Source organism: Burkholderia sp. LS-044, from assembly GCF_004803625.1.
Classification (GTDB): domain Bacteria; phylum Pseudomonadota; class Gammaproteobacteria; order Burkholderiales; family Burkholderiaceae; genus Burkholderia; species Burkholderia cepacia.
Genome location: NZ_SSWO01000008.1, coordinates 290613 through 306792 on the forward strand (window position 1 = coordinate 290613; position 16180 = coordinate 306792).

The 16180-nt window shown below is 66.4% G+C and carries 14 protein-coding genes; 5 read left to right on the forward strand and 9 right to left on the reverse strand.

Annotation, left to right across the window (positions count from 1 at the left end):
• Positions 1-137: 137 nt before the first annotated feature.
• The 4 genes from E9536_RS22390 to E9536_RS22405 form a co-directional block, all read right to left on the reverse strand.
• Complete coding sequence (locus E9536_RS22390) at positions 138-1409, reverse strand: patatin-like phospholipase family protein (RefSeq protein ID WP_136470734.1); 1272 nt, start codon at positions 1407-1409, stop codon at positions 138-140.
• Between the two features lie 10 nt (positions 1410-1419).
• On the reverse strand, positions 1420-2202 hold the full coding sequence (locus E9536_RS22395; RefSeq protein WP_136470666.1) for a 3-hydroxybutyrate dehydrogenase: 783 nt from the start codon (positions 2200-2202) through the stop codon (positions 1420-1422).
• Between the two features lie 15 nt (positions 2203-2217).
• Positions 2218-2997: an acetoacetate decarboxylase gene (locus E9536_RS22400; protein WP_081078915.1), complete on the reverse strand. Its 780-nt coding sequence runs from the start codon at positions 2995-2997 to the stop codon at positions 2218-2220.
• 370 nt (positions 2998-3367) lie between these two features.
• A complete protein-coding gene (locus tag E9536_RS22405) occupies positions 3368-4369 on the reverse strand; it encodes a bestrophin family ion channel (protein ID WP_027792590.1) in 1002 nt (333 codons plus the stop codon).
• Between the two features lie 224 nt (positions 4370-4593).
• Here E9536_RS22405 and E9536_RS22410 point away from each other — a divergent pair, with 224 nt between their 5' ends.
• Positions 4594-5802, forward strand: a complete 1209-nt coding sequence (locus E9536_RS22410; RefSeq protein WP_124840323.1) for an NAD(P)/FAD-dependent oxidoreductase — start codon at positions 4594-4596, stop codon at positions 5800-5802.
• A gap of 112 nt (positions 5803-5914) precedes the next feature.
• Here the strand turns inward: E9536_RS22410 and E9536_RS22415 are convergent, their stop codons facing one another.
• Both E9536_RS22415 and E9536_RS22420 read right to left on the reverse strand, forming a co-directional pair.
• Entirely contained in the window at positions 5915-6415 is a 501-nt protein-coding gene (locus tag E9536_RS22415; protein ID WP_027792592.1) for an Ohr family peroxiredoxin, read from the reverse strand.
• Positions 6416-6707: 292 nt separating this feature from the next.
• Positions 6708-8225, reverse strand: coding sequence for a PLP-dependent aminotransferase family protein (locus tag E9536_RS22420; RefSeq protein ID WP_124919896.1), 1518 nt, complete (start codon positions 8223-8225; stop codon positions 6708-6710).
• A gap of 192 nt (positions 8226-8417) precedes the next feature.
• Between E9536_RS22420 and E9536_RS22425 the strand changes: the two genes are divergently transcribed.
• Entirely contained in the window at positions 8418-9161 is a 744-nt protein-coding gene (locus E9536_RS22425; RefSeq protein ID WP_136470667.1) for an SDR family oxidoreductase, read from the forward strand.
• Between the two features lie 80 nt (positions 9162-9241).
• Positions 9242-10279: a LysR family transcriptional regulator gene (locus E9536_RS22430; protein WP_027792595.1), complete on the forward strand. Its 1038-nt coding sequence runs from the start codon at positions 9242-9244 to the stop codon at positions 10277-10279.
• 92 nt (positions 10280-10371) lie between these two features.
• Here E9536_RS22430 and E9536_RS22435 read toward each other — a convergent pair whose 3' ends face one another.
• Complete coding sequence (locus E9536_RS22435) at positions 10372-11676, reverse strand: HipA domain-containing protein (RefSeq protein WP_124817519.1); 1305 nt, start codon at positions 11674-11676, stop codon at positions 10372-10374.
• Positions 11666-11950 carry a helix-turn-helix domain-containing protein gene (locus E9536_RS22440; RefSeq protein WP_021158233.1) on the reverse strand — a complete coding sequence of 95 codons (285 nt, stop codon included), beginning with the start codon at positions 11948-11950 and terminating at the stop codon, positions 11666-11668. Before E9536_RS22440 ends, E9536_RS22435 begins: the two co-directional genes overlap by 11 nt.
• A 299-nt stretch (positions 11951-12249) precedes the next feature.
• On the opposite strand from E9536_RS22440, the gene E9536_RS22445 reads away from it, so the two are divergent.
• Together E9536_RS22445 and E9536_RS22450 are read left to right on the forward strand one after the other, a co-directional pair.
• Positions 12250-13491 (forward strand): DKNYY domain-containing protein, encoded by a 1242-nt coding sequence (locus tag E9536_RS22445; protein ID WP_136470668.1) that lies wholly within the window; start codon positions 12250-12252, stop codon positions 13489-13491.
• A 225-nt stretch (positions 13492-13716) separates the two neighbouring features.
• Entirely contained in the window at positions 13717-14934 is a 1218-nt protein-coding gene (locus E9536_RS22450; RefSeq protein ID WP_136470669.1) for an acyl-CoA dehydrogenase family protein, read from the forward strand.
• A 55-nt stretch (positions 14935-14989) separates the two neighbouring features.
• Here E9536_RS22450 and E9536_RS22455 read toward each other — a convergent pair whose 3' ends face one another.
• Complete coding sequence (locus E9536_RS22455; protein WP_136470670.1) at positions 14990-16177, reverse strand: LLM class flavin-dependent oxidoreductase; 1188 nt, start codon at positions 16175-16177, stop codon at positions 14990-14992.
• Between the last annotated feature and the right edge of the window lie 3 nt (positions 16178-16180).

The window sequence follows — 16180 nt, forward strand, 5'->3', positions numbered from 1 at the left end:
ACCGGCTGCGGCGCCGCCTGATCCGGTCTTGCAGGGCGGATACGTCGAGTCGGGGGCCGCACCGGCCGGGTCGCTCGTCACGCGATGCGGGCGCTTGAACGACCGCCTTGCTGCCCCGTGGCGGGTGTCGACGCGCGTTACCTGGCGACGGACGATTCCTGCTCCGGCGAATGTTGCCGTGCCGGCAACGCATCCTTGCCCGACCAGCCGGGTTCGTCGACGTCTTGCCGATAGCGGTGCACGTCCCGCGTGACGAAGCCGATTTCCCGGCTCGGAATCTCGAACCACTCCGGGTGCCCGAACGTACGGCGAATATCCTCGAGGCCGCTTGCCCAATGCTCGCGCATCGTGTCCTTGCTGAACTCGTAGTCCTTGTAGTGCCCCTCGAACGTCTTGTTCTTGTAGATCAGGTGCACGACGTTCACGGCGCTGCCGTCCGCCGTTTTCTGCGCGTCGCGCAGCAGCGGGTGGGCAAGCCGAACGTGTTCGGGAATATGTTCGAGCAACGCCTTGATCATCTGGGCGTGCTTTTGGTTCTGCGACATGAACGCGGTGATGGCGCGCGTGCGGCTCGAATACTGAATGTCCTTGGTGCGCTCGCTGACGTCGAGAAAATCGCCCGGCAGCTTGCCTCGCGCGCTCCACAGGTCGAGCTGGAACACGAGCGTGTCCTTGTGCTGGCTTTCCCGGATGATCTCGGTGAGCGGCGTGTTGGACACCAGGCCGCCGTCCCAGTAAAACTCGCCGTCGATCTCGACGGCGGGAAAGCCCGGCGGCAATGCGCCCGACGCGATGAAATGCTCCGGCGCCAGACGCATTTTCGAATTGTCGAAATAGACGAGATTGCCTGTTCGCACGTTGACCGCGCCGACGGAGACGCGAATGTTCCCGTCATTGATGCGATCGAAGTTCGCGTACCGCAGAAGCGTGTCGCGCAAAGCCGACGTGTCGTAATAGCTGACCTGGTCGGGACGCTTCCTGCCGAATCCGCCGAAAGGCGCATGCATGCGCGGAGCGAAGAATCCGCCCTGGCCTTCGATCAGTGTGCGCGTGGCGGCCCATGCGCTCGACCACCTGCGCCCCACGTCTTCAAGCCCCGGCCAAGCCGACAGGTACGCGCCGACGTGCGAGAGCGGGTCGGTCGGCTGGCTGACGGTGTTCCAGAAGCCGCGCAACGCTTCCGTGCGATCGGCAGGCGCGTTGCCCGCGATGATCGCGGTATTCAGCGCGCCGATCGAGACGCCGGCGATTTGCGTCGGTTCCACGCCGACCTCGGCCATGCCTTCATAGACGCCGGCCTGGTATGCGCCCAGGGCGCCGCCGCCCTGCAGCACGAGCCCGATTTCGTCATAGGCGGGGAGCTCGATCCGATGGGGCTGCTTCAGCTTGTTTCGCTGGCTCGATTGCATGGTGTTCTCCTTACTGCATGAACCAGCCGTGGCTGACCACGATCGATTGTCCGGTGAGTGCGTTCGACTCGAAGCCGGCCAGGAACGCAACCGTGTTCGCGACGTCGGCCACCGACGTGAATTCGCCGTCGACCGTTTCCTTCAGCATCACGTCCTTGACGACCTGCTGTTCGGAGATGCCCAGGACTTTCGCCTGCTCGGGAATCTGCTTGTCGACCAGCGGGGTCCTGACGAAGCCCGGGCACACGACGTTCGCGCGGATGCCGCGCGACCCGCCTTCTTTCGCGACGACGCGCGCGAGGCCGAGCAACCCGTGCTTCGCGGTCACATAGGCGGACTTCAGCGGCGACGCTTCGTGCGAATGCACCGAGCCCATGTAGATCACCGAGCCGCCCTTGTTCGACGCGTACATGTGCCGCAGCGCAGCGCGGGTCGTCAGGAATGCCCCGTCGAGGTGAATGGCCAGCATTTTCTTCCAGTCGGAGAACGTGTAGTCCTCGATCCGGTTGACGATCTGGATGCCCGCATTCGACACGAGCACGTCGATGCCGCCCAGCCGGTTCACGGTATCGGCCACGCCCGCATCGACGGCTTCCTCGCAGGTGACGTCCATCGCGACCGCCGATGCTTTCCCGCCGCCGGCGACGATGTCGTCGGCGACCTGTCGTGCCGCCGCGAGATTCAGGTCGGCGATCACGACCGTCGCGCCGTCCGCCGCGAGCTTGCACGCGCACATTTCGCCGATACCGCTTGCTGCGCCCGTTACGAGCGCGACCTTGTCATTCAGTGCCATATGTCCTCCGGGAGCTTACTGGTTGACCGCGAGCTTCAACGGCTCGGCGGGGGCGAGGTAGTCATGGGCGACTTCGCCGATATCGAGTGTGAGATTCGCAATGACGTGACGCGCGCCGATCACCTTGCGAACCGGCAGATCGGCAACCGATGCGAGCGCATGCGGCCGCAGCTCGAGCGCGGCAGGCCCCTCCCATGCGCCGATCACGTCGACGTCGCGCAGGAAGAAACGCACCAGTTCGCAGATGCGCGCCGAGCCGTCGACGTGCGGAATGACCTTGAGCAGATAGTTGGGCGTGTCGGCGAGCTTGCGGCGCTCCGCTGCCGTGTCGAGCGCGCGGTACTTGTAACCCATCGTGCCGGTGGCGATGCGCTGCGTGCCGTAGTCGAGCGTGCCGAGCAGCGTGTCCTTGCCGTCGATGCAGAGCCTGGGCGAGGCCAGTTTCTTCGGAAATCCCCAGATCTCCCGTCCGGCTGCGATCGGGCCTTCGTCGTCGAGGTACATCGAGTGCGTGAAGTTGGCCCGGTTGCCGTCCGCGTCCAGAACGGAGATCACCTGACCGCTTTCCGTGTAGTCGCCGAATCCCGACGAATCGGGCATGCGGATGAACTCGTAGTGAACGACGGCATGGTCGACCGTCAGCGGTGCCGGCACGACGGCACGGAGGGCATCCAGGTCCGTCTCATACGAGATGATGAAGTACTCCCGATTGACGAAGCGGAAGGGCGGACGCGGATACGCCGGATTGGGGACGGGCATCGCGAACGCTTTGCTGCGGATATCTTCTTCTGTCACGGATCGTTCCTCGGTAGGTGAGGTGCCGGGGGCACCCGTCGCGACGGCGTTTGCCGTCGCGACCAATGACGCGTGAAGACGCGACGCGGCGCAGATTCGCCGCATGGTTTCGCGCGTTGCGCTTGCGGTGTCGTCCCTGTGCTCCGGAACGCACCGGGCAGCATGTACGGCCACCGTCAGCGCCAAGCGTAGGCGATGTGGCCGCGCGGCAGTAGCGCCGCGAAGGACCTCACCATGTTGTCTCGGCGACAACAATCGACGAAAGGAGGATTGCCCGGCAGGGCACGCGGTGCGGCCCGAACGACGGCATCGACGGCGGCACGTGCAGCGTGAATTCGTGCCGAGCGGCGTCGGAAAGGCGCTGAACGCCCTATAGCGCGATGATCGTGCGGCTCGACGATTCGCTTTCGTGTTCTCCGAGCATCGCCTTCAGGTCGCGCTCGATCGTGCTGCACAGCGTTGAAATGGGTACATCGTTCGCGCCGCCTTCAAACGGATTCTCGGTGCTTTCGCCCACCTGTTCGAGCGACGTATACATCCACGAAACGGCGACGCTGCACGGCACGACCAGCCATACCATGTTGCCGTGCATGAAGCCGCTCACGCTGTCGTTCAATCGATTGAATTCGTTCAGAAGACCGAACGGAAGCGAAAGGCAGAAGAACCGCACGAACAGCGAGCTGACGGTCGCGTACTGGCGCGGATAGGGGAAGTTCTTGAATCGCTCCGACCTCGACTGGAGATCGACGAAGTCCCCGATCGTCTTTTGAAGCTCCATGTAAAAACCCGAATTCAGCTGGCCGGCCAGGTAAAGCGTCTTGAGCGACGTACCTTGAAGGCTCAGCACGCATGTCGTGATGGAGGAGGACGACAGCGCCTGCGCCGTTTCCGCGGGAGACAGGTATTGGGGCAGCAGTTCCCTGATGTCCTTTTCCCATTCGGGAACACGATAGAAGCGGCGGTACTCCGCGTTGTAGCGTTTGGTCGTGCTTTCCCAGACCCGCGGGCGACGCAGGTCGTATCGCAGCGCGGTCAGCCAGGCGAGGTGGCGGTATACCAGCTTTCGGGCAACCTCTTCATCCGCGACGAAGTCGCGCGCAATTTGTCCCCAGCGGCGGCTCTTGCTCAGGATGCCGGTCCAGATTTCGAGCGCGTCCGCTGCACGGTTGTACGTCTGGACGTTCTTGAAGCCGACGATGAACGACGTCGCGGTGCCGAGGAGCACCACGATCGTCAGGGGGATCGACAGCCACGTGATCGAAAAGAACTTGTACAGCACGACCGGAACGGAACCGAAAATGAGCAGCTCGTAGATCTTCCAGCGCGTCCAGATCAGGAATTCCGATAGCTTGTACGATCTTCCGAGATGCATTTCATTTGCCTCATCGACGATTCAGGTGGGTGACGAAGGGGGCGGCAACGCACGAACTTCGCCGCACATCATGCCTGCGATCGATTCCGGTGACATGCGATCGATTGGTGCCGCGAAGGCAACATCGTGAGCACGGTTGCGGATCTACTGCACGCGGCCGCATCGCCCTACGATGATTTCGCGCGGCGGATGGCCGCGGTCGACATCAACCGAGGGCAATGATCATGTCGCAGAAAATCCTGATAGTGGGTGCCGGTTTTGCCGGCGTGTGGGGCGCACTGGGCGCGGCTCGCGTGCTGGACGGTGCCGGCGTCACGAGCAGTGACGTTGAAATCACGCTGGTTTCCCCGAAGCCGGAGTTGCAGATCCGGCCGCGGTTGTACGAAAGCGGGCCGCAGCAAATGGCCGCGCCGCTGCTGCCGCTGCTCGATGCCGTCGGCGTGAAATTTCTCGAGGGCAGTGTCGAGGAGATCGACGTTCGCGAGAAGACGGTCGGTGTTGCTTGCGCCGACGGCGAGAAGCGCCTGATCGCGTATGACCGGCTGTTGCTGACCAGCGGCAGCAAGCTGAGCAGGCCGCCGGTGCCGGGGCTCGCGGAACACGCGTTCTCCGTCGACTGCATCGAGGACGCGGTCGCACTCGACGCGCACTTCGCGACGCTCGCGAAACTGCCGGAATCGCCGGCACGCAATACGGTCGCGGTGGTCGGCTGCGGCTTCACGGGTATCGAGGTCGCCACCGAGTTGCCCAAGCGATTGCGCGAGTGGTTTGGCCCGGATGCGAAGCGCCGTGTCGTCGTGATCGGCGCGCAGGACGACATCGGTCCCGATCTCGGGCCCAATCCTCGCCCGTACGTCGCTGAAGCCTTCGATTCGCTGGGCGTCGAAGCCGTGCTCGGTTCGCGTGTCGTGTCGATCGCGGCCGACGGCGTTCGCACCGCGTCGGGCACGCATATCGAGGCGATGACCGTGATCTGGGCAGGCGGAATGCGTGCCAGCCCGCTGGCGGCGCAAGTCTCGTCGCATCTCGATGCGCTCGGACGTGTCGCGGTCACGGCCGATCTTCGGGTCGCCGACGCACCGCACGTGTTCGTGGCGGGAGACGTGGCGCGGGCACGGTGCGACGACGACGGGCACGATGCATTGATGTCGTGCCAGCACGCGATCGTGATGGGGCAATTCGGCGGACACAACGTCGCCGCGGATCTGATCGGTGTGCCGACGCTGACGTACCGCCAGCCGTTCTATGCGACATGCGTCGACCTTGGCGAGTGGGGCGCTGTCTACTCGGAAGGCTGGGATCGGCAGATCAAGCTGACGCACGCGGAAGGAAAGGCGCGCAAGCAGATGATCAACACGCAGTGGATCTACCCGCCGGCGCCGAATCGTACCGACGCGCTGGCAGCGGGTAATCCGCTGGCATCGTTCGGCTGACCGGTCGGCAACCCGCGCGTGTCACGAGATGCGCGGCGGGGCGCGCAGTCACGCGGCGGCGGCTGAAGAGTGTCGGCGAACAAGACGCCGCCGCGGCACGCAAGGCGTCGATTCAGTCGACGACGGTCATGATGTTGACGGTGCCTTGCCGCGCCATCTTTGCATACGGGCACAGGCGCTCGGCGGTGCGGACCATTTCCTCCGCGAGGCTGCGATCGACGCCCGGCATCCGCACCCGAACGTCGACGAGCAATGCAAAGCCGCCGTCCATCGGATCGCGGCCGAACGACACCTGCACTTCCACGGCCGTATCGGGGGCCTCCATTTCGGCGCGTTTCCCGAGCAGATTGAGCGCGCCGTGGAAGCACGCCGCGAACCCTGCCGCGAACAACTGCTCCGGATTGGTCCCGTTGCCGGGCCCGCCGAACTCGGCGGGCAGGCGCAGGTCGACCGCGAGATTGCCGTCGTCGGAGCGGGCCACGCCGGATGCGCGGCCGTGTCCCGTCTCACCGCCGGAAACGGTGACGGTCGTCGTGTAAAGGGGTTGAAAGTCACGGCCCCGATACCTGTCGAGGAGAGACAGCGAGGGGGCTTGCAGCTTCTTGTCATCCATGATGCTTGCTCGAGTTCAGCGACGCGCTTCGACGGTCGAAACGTCTTGCGAAGGGGGCTGCACGTCCCACGCAAATTGCGTCTGCCGCGAATGGTGGGTGTCGAGCGATCGTATGACGAATACGGCAATCGCCCGGTGCAGCCTGATTCCTGGTTCGTCCACGAAAGAACGACGTTTCCATGCTAGAGGCGTGCACATGGCGGCGGTATAGCCGTTCAGGGCGATTGTCTGTTTCCCGTCGGACACCAATCCGGAACCCGGTGCGACGGGCGCAGCCGCGAATTTCCGTGCGTCAGCGGTCCAGGCACGCGCGCAGCGTGTGTGCGTGACGGTGCGCTTCGGCCGCATCGACGATGTTCGCGAACCCGATGACGAGCCCGCGCGGCGTCTGTGGCGTGTGGCTGTTCGTATACCAGATCGAGAGCGGCAGGATCGCAAGGCCCGCTTCGCGGGCGCGCGCGGCAACGGCGACGTCGTCGACCGGCCCGTCGGGCCCGTCCGGGAACTGCACCGCGAACTGGATTCCGCCGGGCGGCAGCTCGACGATCAGCCGCTCGCCGAATGCCTGCCGCAATGCGTTCACGATCAGCGTGCGCCGCTCGCCGTACAACGCACGCATGCGCTTCAGGTGCCGGGCAAAGTGCCCCTGTTCGATGAAATCCGCCAGGGCGGCCTGCAGCAGGGTCGGCGAGCCGGCATTCATGCTGCATGCGACGCGATCGACACGCTCTACCGCGCGCTCGGGCACGACCGCGTAGGCGAGCCGCAAACCGGGATACATCGCCTTGCTGAAGGTACTGCAATAGATCACGTGATCCCGGCGGTCGAGACTCTTCAGCGCCTGCAGCGGGCGGCCGAGATAGCGAAACTCGCTGTCGTAGTCGTCCTCGACGATCCAGCCCGACGTCTTTTCCGCCCAGTCCAGCAGCGCGATGCGCCGGGCAAGCGACAGGGTGTGCCCGAGCGGGCTCTGATGCGACGGCGTCACCAGCGCGAAGCGCGCGTGCGCGTCGAGCTGCTTGCCGCGCTCGACGTCGATGCCCTCGGCGTCCACCGGTACCGGAACGAGCTGCACACCGGTCTCGGACAGGAAGGTGCGGGCCAGCAGGTAGCCGGGATCCTCGAACCATACGCGATCGTTCGGCCGCGCGAGGCTGCGCAGCACGAGTTCCAGCGTGGCGCGATAACCGCCGGTGATGAACACCTGTTCCGGCACGCAGGTGACGCCGCGCGACAAGCCGAGATAGGTGGCGATGTGCTCGCGTAGCGGCCGGTAGCCGGCCGGATTCGGGTAGCCGAGCAACGCGCGTTCGGCGCTGCGTGCACGTTGAGACACGAGCCGGTGCCACACCTTGCGCGGAAACGCGTCCAGTGCGGGGAGCCCCGGTTGCAACGGGCGCGGCTCGCCGCTCAGCGCGACCGCGATCGGCTGTGGGCGGCGCGGAGGCGGAAGCTCGCGCGACTTGCCCGGCACCCGGAGAGGGGCGTCGTCGGGGCGCCATGCCTGCTCGTCGCCGCGCGCGGGCGTCGGCCGCGTCAGCGATTTCGGCAGGGACGGCGAGACGAACGTGCCGGCCGCGCCGCGCATTTGCAGATAGCCCTCGTCGACCAGGATCGTGTACGCCTGCTCGACGGTGCCGCGCGCCGTGTTCAGCTGCGTCGCGAGGCCGCGCAGCGCGGGCACGCGATCGCCGGGGCGCAGATGGCCCGCCGCGATCGCGGTTCTGAATCGCTCGCAGATCTGCAGGTAGATCGGCAACTGATGGTGCCGGTCGATTTCGATGGTCAGGGCGGGCGTTTGGGCGGGCATCACGGTCTCGTGGGCGACGGGAGCGGACGGCATGGACCAGTCCGATCGACGATTCTTGGCACTGATGGATAGGACATGATTCTTCCACAATTGCGCCATGCGATGCGACGGTCATGACCGTTTTCATCGGAGGCGGCGAGCGTCACGCGCCGCGCGCGTTCCAGGAAAACCCTTTCGTCAGGAGATTTTGCGATGAAGATCGTTGTCATCGGTGGTTCGGGCCTGATCGGCTCACGCGTCGTCACGTTGCTCGGCGAGGCAGGGCACCAGGCGCTTGCGGCGTCGCCGCGCACCGGCGTCAATTCCATCACGGGCGAAGGCCTGACCGACGCATTGACGGACGCCGACGTCGTCGTGGACGTCGCGAACGCGCCGTCATGGGAACCGCAGGCGGTGCTGGATTTCTTCCGCACGTCGGCCCGCAATCTCGGCAAGGCCGAAGTGGCCGCAGGCGTGCGCCATCACGTCGCGCTGTCGATCGTCGGCTGCGACCGGATGCCGGAGAACGGCTATTTCGCGGCCAAGGTCGCGCAGGAACAGGCGATCGAGGCGGCCGGCGTGCCGTACACGATCGTGCGTGCCACGCAATTCATGGAGTTCATCGGCGGCATTGCGGATTCCGGCACCGAAGACGGGACCGTGCGCATCGGCGACGGACTGTTTCAGCCGATTGCCGCGGAAGACGTCGCGGCGCTGCTCGCGCAGATCGCGCTGGCCGGGCCGCTGAACGGCACGGTCGAGATCGCGGGCCCGGATCGCGCGCCGTTCGCGGAGATCGTCGCGCGCTACCTGAAGTCGGTCGGCGACACGCGTGCGGTGGTGACCGATCGCGAGGCCCGCTATTACGGCGGCCGTGTCGAGGAACGATCGCTCGTGCCGCTCGGGGCAGCGCGGCTCGGCACCATCGGCCTGAACCGGTGGCTCGCAAGAAGCTGATTCGCGTGTCGAAGGTGGGGGTGCAGGCGTACGCCTGCGACGGGCAATCGGGATGGGCGGGATGTCTGGGGGCAGCGGAAATGAATCGATCGGATACGTCGGAGCACGGCGTTCGTCGCGACTTGCCAGGGCGCGCCGACGCGTTGTCGGCCAGCTTCGGTGCAAGCTACGCGGGCATCCTTGCGTTCGTCGCGGTGGCGAGCGAGGGGAGCTTTACCAAGGCCGCCGAACGTCTCGGCGTCGGCCGGCCGGCCGTGAGCCGCAACGTCCAGAAGCTGGAGGCGCAGTTGAGTACGCGGCTGTTCCAGCGGACCACGCGCATGACGGAACTGACCTGCGAAGGCCAGCGATTCTTCGAGAACTGCCACCAGGGCGTGGCGCAGATCGTCGAAGCCATGAACGACATGCTGGAACTGCGGGAGGGGCCGCCGCGCGGCCTCATCCGGATCAGCTCGGCGGTGGGTTTCGGCCGGAAGATCGTTGCGCCGCTGCTGGAAACGTTTGCGAAAGCCTACCCCGACATCGTCATCGATCTGCTGCTCGACGATCGGCCGGTCGATCTGGTATCCGAACGAATCGACGTGTCGTTCCGCAATGGACGCATCGAGGATTCGAGCATCATCGCCCGGCAACTGATTCCGATGCAGATGGCGCTCTGCGCGTCGCCGTCGTATGTGGCCGCGCACGGGCTTCCGCAGAGTCTGGAGGATCTGGGCCGGCACGAGTGCATCAACTTTCGCTTTGCGAGCGGCCGCATATTCGAATGGGAGTTCAACGTCGACGGCCGCGTGCAGAAATACCTGCCGAAGTCGCGGCTGACGTTCAACGACGCGGACCTGGTGCTGCGTGCGGTCCTGAACGGTTCGGGCATCGCGCAGATGGCGGGTTACCAGATCCGCGACCATATCGCTTCGAGCGAACTCGTCGTCGCGCTCGCGCAGCATGTGCCGGAAGATCGCGGCCACTATATCTGCTATCTCAGCCGGCAGCATCTTCCGACGCGCATTCGTATCTTCGTCGACTTCATGACCGAGCAGATACGCGCACTCGACCTGAACTGCATGACCCGATTCAATCCGGATGTCGCGGTTGCGTCGCCGACCGGACTCGCGGCGTGACGAGCTGGTGATGCGCATCCATCACGGGCCAGGGCCGGTTCGTCAGGCATCGGCCGCGGTGAGCGGACGGCACGCGACCCGTGCGCGGCCGCTTACCCGCGCCCCTGCCGCAGCGCGCGGCCCATCTCCGCGATCGGCATCGAGACGATCGAGTTCAGCAGGCGCATTTCCCCGGCGTCGGGGCGCGCGACCTCGCGCACTTCGTCGAGCGTCTGCGCGACGCTGCGATCGAGCGGTTCGAGAAAGCGCCGCAGCTCGTTTTCGGCTGCCTTCTCCCTGAGCCCGAGCGCGTTGCCGAACGCGACCAGCGCACCCAGGTCGATGTCGGCGAAGCGCGTCGCCGCGCCGAGCGGCATCGTCAGCTCGCAGTGCGGCCAATGATCGCCGCGATGATCGGGCCGGTGCGTGGGCGTGTGATAGACGACCGTGCTGACGATGTCGTAAAACGGCGCGAGCCGGTAGCCGCGCGCGTCGACGAAGAACGACAGGTTCTTCAGGTGCGCGTCGCCGTTGCCGACCACCACGTTGAAGATCGTCCAGCGGAACACCGACAGGCGCGCCAGCGCGCGCGTGCTGGTCTGCCCGATCGCGCGGCCGAGTTCTTCCGCGTTCGCGCGCTGGTACTTGAAGCCGCGATCGTAGTTCAGCAACTGCATCGCATCGATCGTATGCAGCCGTGCGGCCGGCTCCGATGCGGTATCGCGGTCGAAACGGTCGATCACGTAGCACGCGGACGGCGCGCGCAGAAAGTGCACGTCGGGCACGTCGAGGCCCATCCGCTTCGCGAGCTTCATGCAGAAGAACTCGTTGATCGCCGAATGCGGATAGCCGGCGGCGCGCATGTCCGGTTTCAGCAGATGCATCGACGGTTCGCTGCCGACCGGTTCGAACAGCGTGTAGTCCGGCGCGTCGCCGCGCAGGATCAGCAGCAGCTTCTGCTGCGCGCCGGCCGCCGACATGCGCTTGGGCGCGGTGGCCGTCAGCGCGCGCTCGGGCATCGCCTGGATGCGGCGTTCGAGTTCGTCGAGCGGGAGCGGCTGCATGCTGCCTGCCGCTTCCTGCTCGCCTTCCGCGAGCAGCGTGAGCGCGCCGGCCGATTCGCGCCCGAAGTACGCGAGCAGCCCCCACGCGTCGGCGGCGTCGACCCTGGCCTCGCGCGCAAGCGACGTGCGCATGCCTTCTTCCGGCAGCAGGTTGTCGAAGAACCACTGGACCGGGCGATCGGTCGAGGTATCGGTGAAGGTGCCGGCGCGCAGCGGGAAAGCGGGGGACAGCGGGTACGCGCGTGGCGATGCCAGCCACTGTGCGTCGTACGTGAACGACCAGACGCCTTTGTCGTCGGTCAGCGCGCCCATGCGCAACCCGTTCGCGGAGGCGATCAGCGTTCTACTCGCCATGGCGGCTCCTGCGGCGTTGCGCGGCCTTCAGCACGTTTGCTGCCGAAATCTCGATGGACGATTGCGCGAGCAGGGTGATGCCCAGTTCGCCGAGCAGCAGCAGGATCTTGCCGACCTGCGCGGTGGGTTTCCCGGCCTCCACCTGGCTGATGAATTTCGGCGAAAGCCCCGTGGCGTTCGCGAGTTCGTCCCGCGTAAATCCCTGCTGGAGCCGTGCCGCGCGGATGAGGTTGGCGAGTGCGCCGATCGTGCCGACGGGCAGGATCTCGTGCATGACGTCCTCCGTGCTTCGTATCTGATCGGGAACAGTATTGCACAACTCGTTGGCGCAGGCATCAATTCGTATCCGAGCGGAAACGAATTGATCGTACCGGCAACGGAATGCCCGTTTCGTTCCCGATCGGGAACCGGATGCAGCGAAATGACGATCGTCGACGTGTTCGTATCCGGGCGGATACGCGACGGATCGACCGAATGTCCCGAAGGAGGCCGGGGCAGCGCACGTCGCCATGGTTAGAATGACCGCCGCACGTCCGTTCATTCCGTGGCCCGTCACCGGGTCGACACGCGCCCATGACCTTGCAAGAACTCGAAAAACTGATGCGAAGCCTGTTCGAGGATGAGAGCCTCGACATCGTCCGTGACACCGGCTACAGCCTTTCCTTCGTCGTGCCCGGCAAGGTCCGGGACGTCAAGGCCGCGCTGCTCGCGCGCACCGACCCGGCCGGATGGGACGGCGAGGCGATCCACTGGTTCTACCGGTGCGACGACGAGGACTGGGCGCTGTATCTGCGCTCGGTTCCGCATTCGGTGTACTGCATCGCGACCGTGCAGTCGCTGCATGCGCGCCACATGCAGCAGTACGAGGATGCGGCGCGGGTCACGCCGGAGCAGCAGGCCATCTACGACGCCGAGGAGGCGCAGCGCCGTGAGGAGGCGGAAGCGCGGCGGCGGCGCGACACGCGCAACGAGCCGCTTGCCCCGCTCGGCGGGCCGTTCCATAGCGATGGCGAACGCGTCTGGGCCCGCACCGGCAGCGGGCACCAGTATCGCGCGCTCAACAACTTCGATCTGGGCAGCTTCCGGCACCTGGTCGACCACTTTGCCGTCGATGCGTCGGGGCTGCGCTACTACGCGGGCGGCGCCGCGTTCAGCTACGACGATGCAGGCGAAGGGCTCGTTGCCGACGGCGATGCCGCCACGCTGGAACCCCTGGGCGGAGGCTGGTATCGCGATGCACGGCAGGCTTACCACGTCGAGCGCGACATCCACGATCCCGATCGCGGCCCATGCCACCTGACCGTCGTCAAGGCCGACGTGGCCAGCCTGACGCATATCGGCGGCGCGTACGCGCGGGATGCGAAGCACCTGTTCTGCGCCGGTGTGCGCAAGCGCGGCATCGACGATCCGGCCGGCGTGGTGAGCCTCGGCTACCGGTATGCGCGGCTCGGCGCGCAGATCCTTTACGACGGCAAGATCGTGACGAAGCCGGGGCGCGTCGACGTCGAGACCGCGCGCGGCGTCTTTCACGACATGCTGATCGACGCCGACGGTCACGTGCTGTGGGGGAAGAACTACCGCAAGCCGCTGCCGGGGATCGACGCACGAAGCCTGCGCTTTCTGAACTGGGCCTTTGCGGTCGACGACCAGCGCGTGTACTACCGCACCAATACGAACCTGGCCGTGTGCGAGGGCGTCGACCGTGCGAGCGTGGAGGTCGTGCCGCCGATCCGCATCCGCGACAAGCACGGGCTGATCGACATCCGGTATCCGGAGGGCATCGTGCGCGTACCCGACCCGTCGACGGAATCGTGACGGTCGCCACGCGCGACCGCGCCGCGCCGGGGTATCGCGCAACGGCGCGATGGTGCGATGGCGCGCGACCATTCCCGGCACACGCATAACAAAAGCTGAAATCGGCTTTTCACGCACACCGGGGGCATCCCTATACTTTGCGGTGCCGTATGTGCGCCGGTTCGCGGATGCCGCGATCGCACCGCGCAGCGGCATTCCCGAATCTCTCGTACAAGGAACCGCAGAATGACCGCCCGTGATGCCGTCGATCCGCGCGACGCGTTGCGCGACGCGCTCGCCGCACTGCCCGATCTCGCGAGCGCGATCGGGCAGGATGCCGCGCAACGCGAGGCGCGTCGCGAATTGCCGTTCGACGGTTTCGCACACTTCCGGCGCTCGGCGCTGGGTGTGCTGCGGATTCCGGTCGCGCGCGGCGGCCTCGGCGGCACGCTGGTCGACCTGTTCGACACGATCGCGACGCTGGCCGCCGCCGATTCGAACCTCGCGCACGCGCTGCGGATCCACTACGACCAGACCGAGACGCTGCGGCTGTCGCCGCGCACGCCGTTCAACGACGTGCAGCTCGAGCGGGCACTGGCCGGCGCGATCTTCGGCGGTGCGTCGACCGAGCGCGGCACGTCGCGGCCGGGCGAGAACACCACCGTGCTGCGCCGGGACGGCGAGCACTATCGCGTGACGGGGCGCAAATACTATTCGACCGGCACCGCGTTCGCCGATTTCGCGCGCATCAACGTGGAGAACGAGCAGGGCGACGCGGTCGCCGTGATCATTCCCGTCGCGCGCGACGGCGTACGGGTGCTCGACGACTGGGACGGCATGGGCCAGCGCATGACCGCGAGCGGCAGCCTGCTGCTCGACGACGTGCAGGTGTTCGCGGACGAAGTGGCCCCGCGCGACGGCTCGACGCTCGTCGGCCGTCATTGCGGCGCGCTGCGCCAGCTGCATCTCGTCGCGACGGGTGCGGGCATCGTGCGCAACGTGGTTGCCGATGCGCGCCGTTACGTGCTCGCGCACGGCCGCCCGGTGCTGCACAGCCCGGCGCCGACCGCGCGCGACGATCACTTCATCCAGCAGGTCGTCGGCGAACTGTCCGCGCACAGTCACGCGATCGACGCGCTCGTGCGCGAAAACGCGCGGGCGCTCGACCGTTCCGCCGACGCGATCGAGGCCGGCGACGCCGATGCGGATGCACACGTGCTCGACAGCGCGCTCGCAACCGCGCGTACGCAGCTCATCGTCAGCAAGCTCGCGCTGCACGCGGCCGAGCGGCTGTTCGAAGTCGGCGGGGCATCGGCGACGGCGCGCGAACACAACTTCGACCGGCACTGGCGCAACCTGCGCACGATCTTCAGCCACAACCCGCTGCTGCACAAGGCGCGCGTGATCGGCGACTACGACCTGAACGGCGTGACGACGCACCTCACCGAAGGCCGCGTGTTCTGACCCGGCCGTGTCGAAACGGTGAGTGCCGCGGCGGGCGATGCGTCCGCAGTCCGCGTCAGCGCCGCAAGCCGGCGTCGTGCAGCAGCGGCAGCACGCGCTCGCCGAAGAAGTCGAGATCGGGCTTGAAATCGTAGAAGCTCAACTGGATGCCGTCGATGCCCGCACGGTGCAGCCGCACGATGGTGTCCGCCACTTCCTCCGGCGAACCCGTGATCGAGATGTTGCCGCCGATCGCGCGCGCGTCGGCCTGCGCGCGTTGTTCGAAGCCGCCTCGCCACGCATGCGCGTCGCTGTCGAAACGGTGGAAGCTGCCTTCGTCCGCATGCGCGACGATCGCGTCGCGATACGCGCGCGCTTCGGCTGCCGTTTCGCGGCAGATCACGAGCGGGTTGAGCAGCGTGCGGATCGTCCGGCCGCGCGCGGCGGCGGCCGCCTTCACGCGCGCGGTATGCGCGGGCAGGGCGTCGATCGCGCGTTCGGCGTCGGGGCCGGCAGGGCTCGTGACGAACACGATGTCCGAATAGCGCGCCGCGAACTCGATGCCCGCGTCGGAGCCGGTCGCGTTGATCAGCAGCGGGCGGCCGTAGCGTGGTTTCGGCGTGACGAACGCGCCGCCCAGCCGCCAGCCCGACAGCGCGGGCGTGTAGCTGAAATTGTCCGGTTGCGCCCACAACTGCTGCACCGCGTCGACGAACTCGGCGGCCATTTCGTAGCGCCGGTCGTGCTCGATCCGGTTCCAGCCGAACATCTCGTGCTCGATGGCGCGATGACCGGTCACGACGTTGATGCCCCAGCGCCCGCGCGAGATGTGATCGAGCGTCGCGGTGAACTTCGCGAAATGCAGCGGATGCCACGGCCCGTACAGCACATGGCTCGTCGCGACCAGGATGATCCGCTCGGTGCGCGCGGTCAGCGCGGCCAGCGTCATGAACGAGTCGAGCGCGTGGCCGTCGAACACGCCGCCGTAACCGCCTTTCGGCAGCCATTGCGACAGCGCAAACACGAGATCGAAGCCGAGCGCTTCCGCGCGCGCGACCAGCTCGGCGTTGTAGTCGAACGTCCAGTCGGTCGTGCGCGGCAGCGTCGACGCGCTCCAGCCGCCGGCCTGGATCGGCAGGAACAGCCCGAGCATCAGCGGCTGCGCGAGCACGCGCGACACGGGGCTGTCGGGGAAATCCGCCGGCGAGCGGACGTCGACGAACGGTGACGTCGCGACTGGAGCGGCGACGGAGGGGGCGCTCATGAT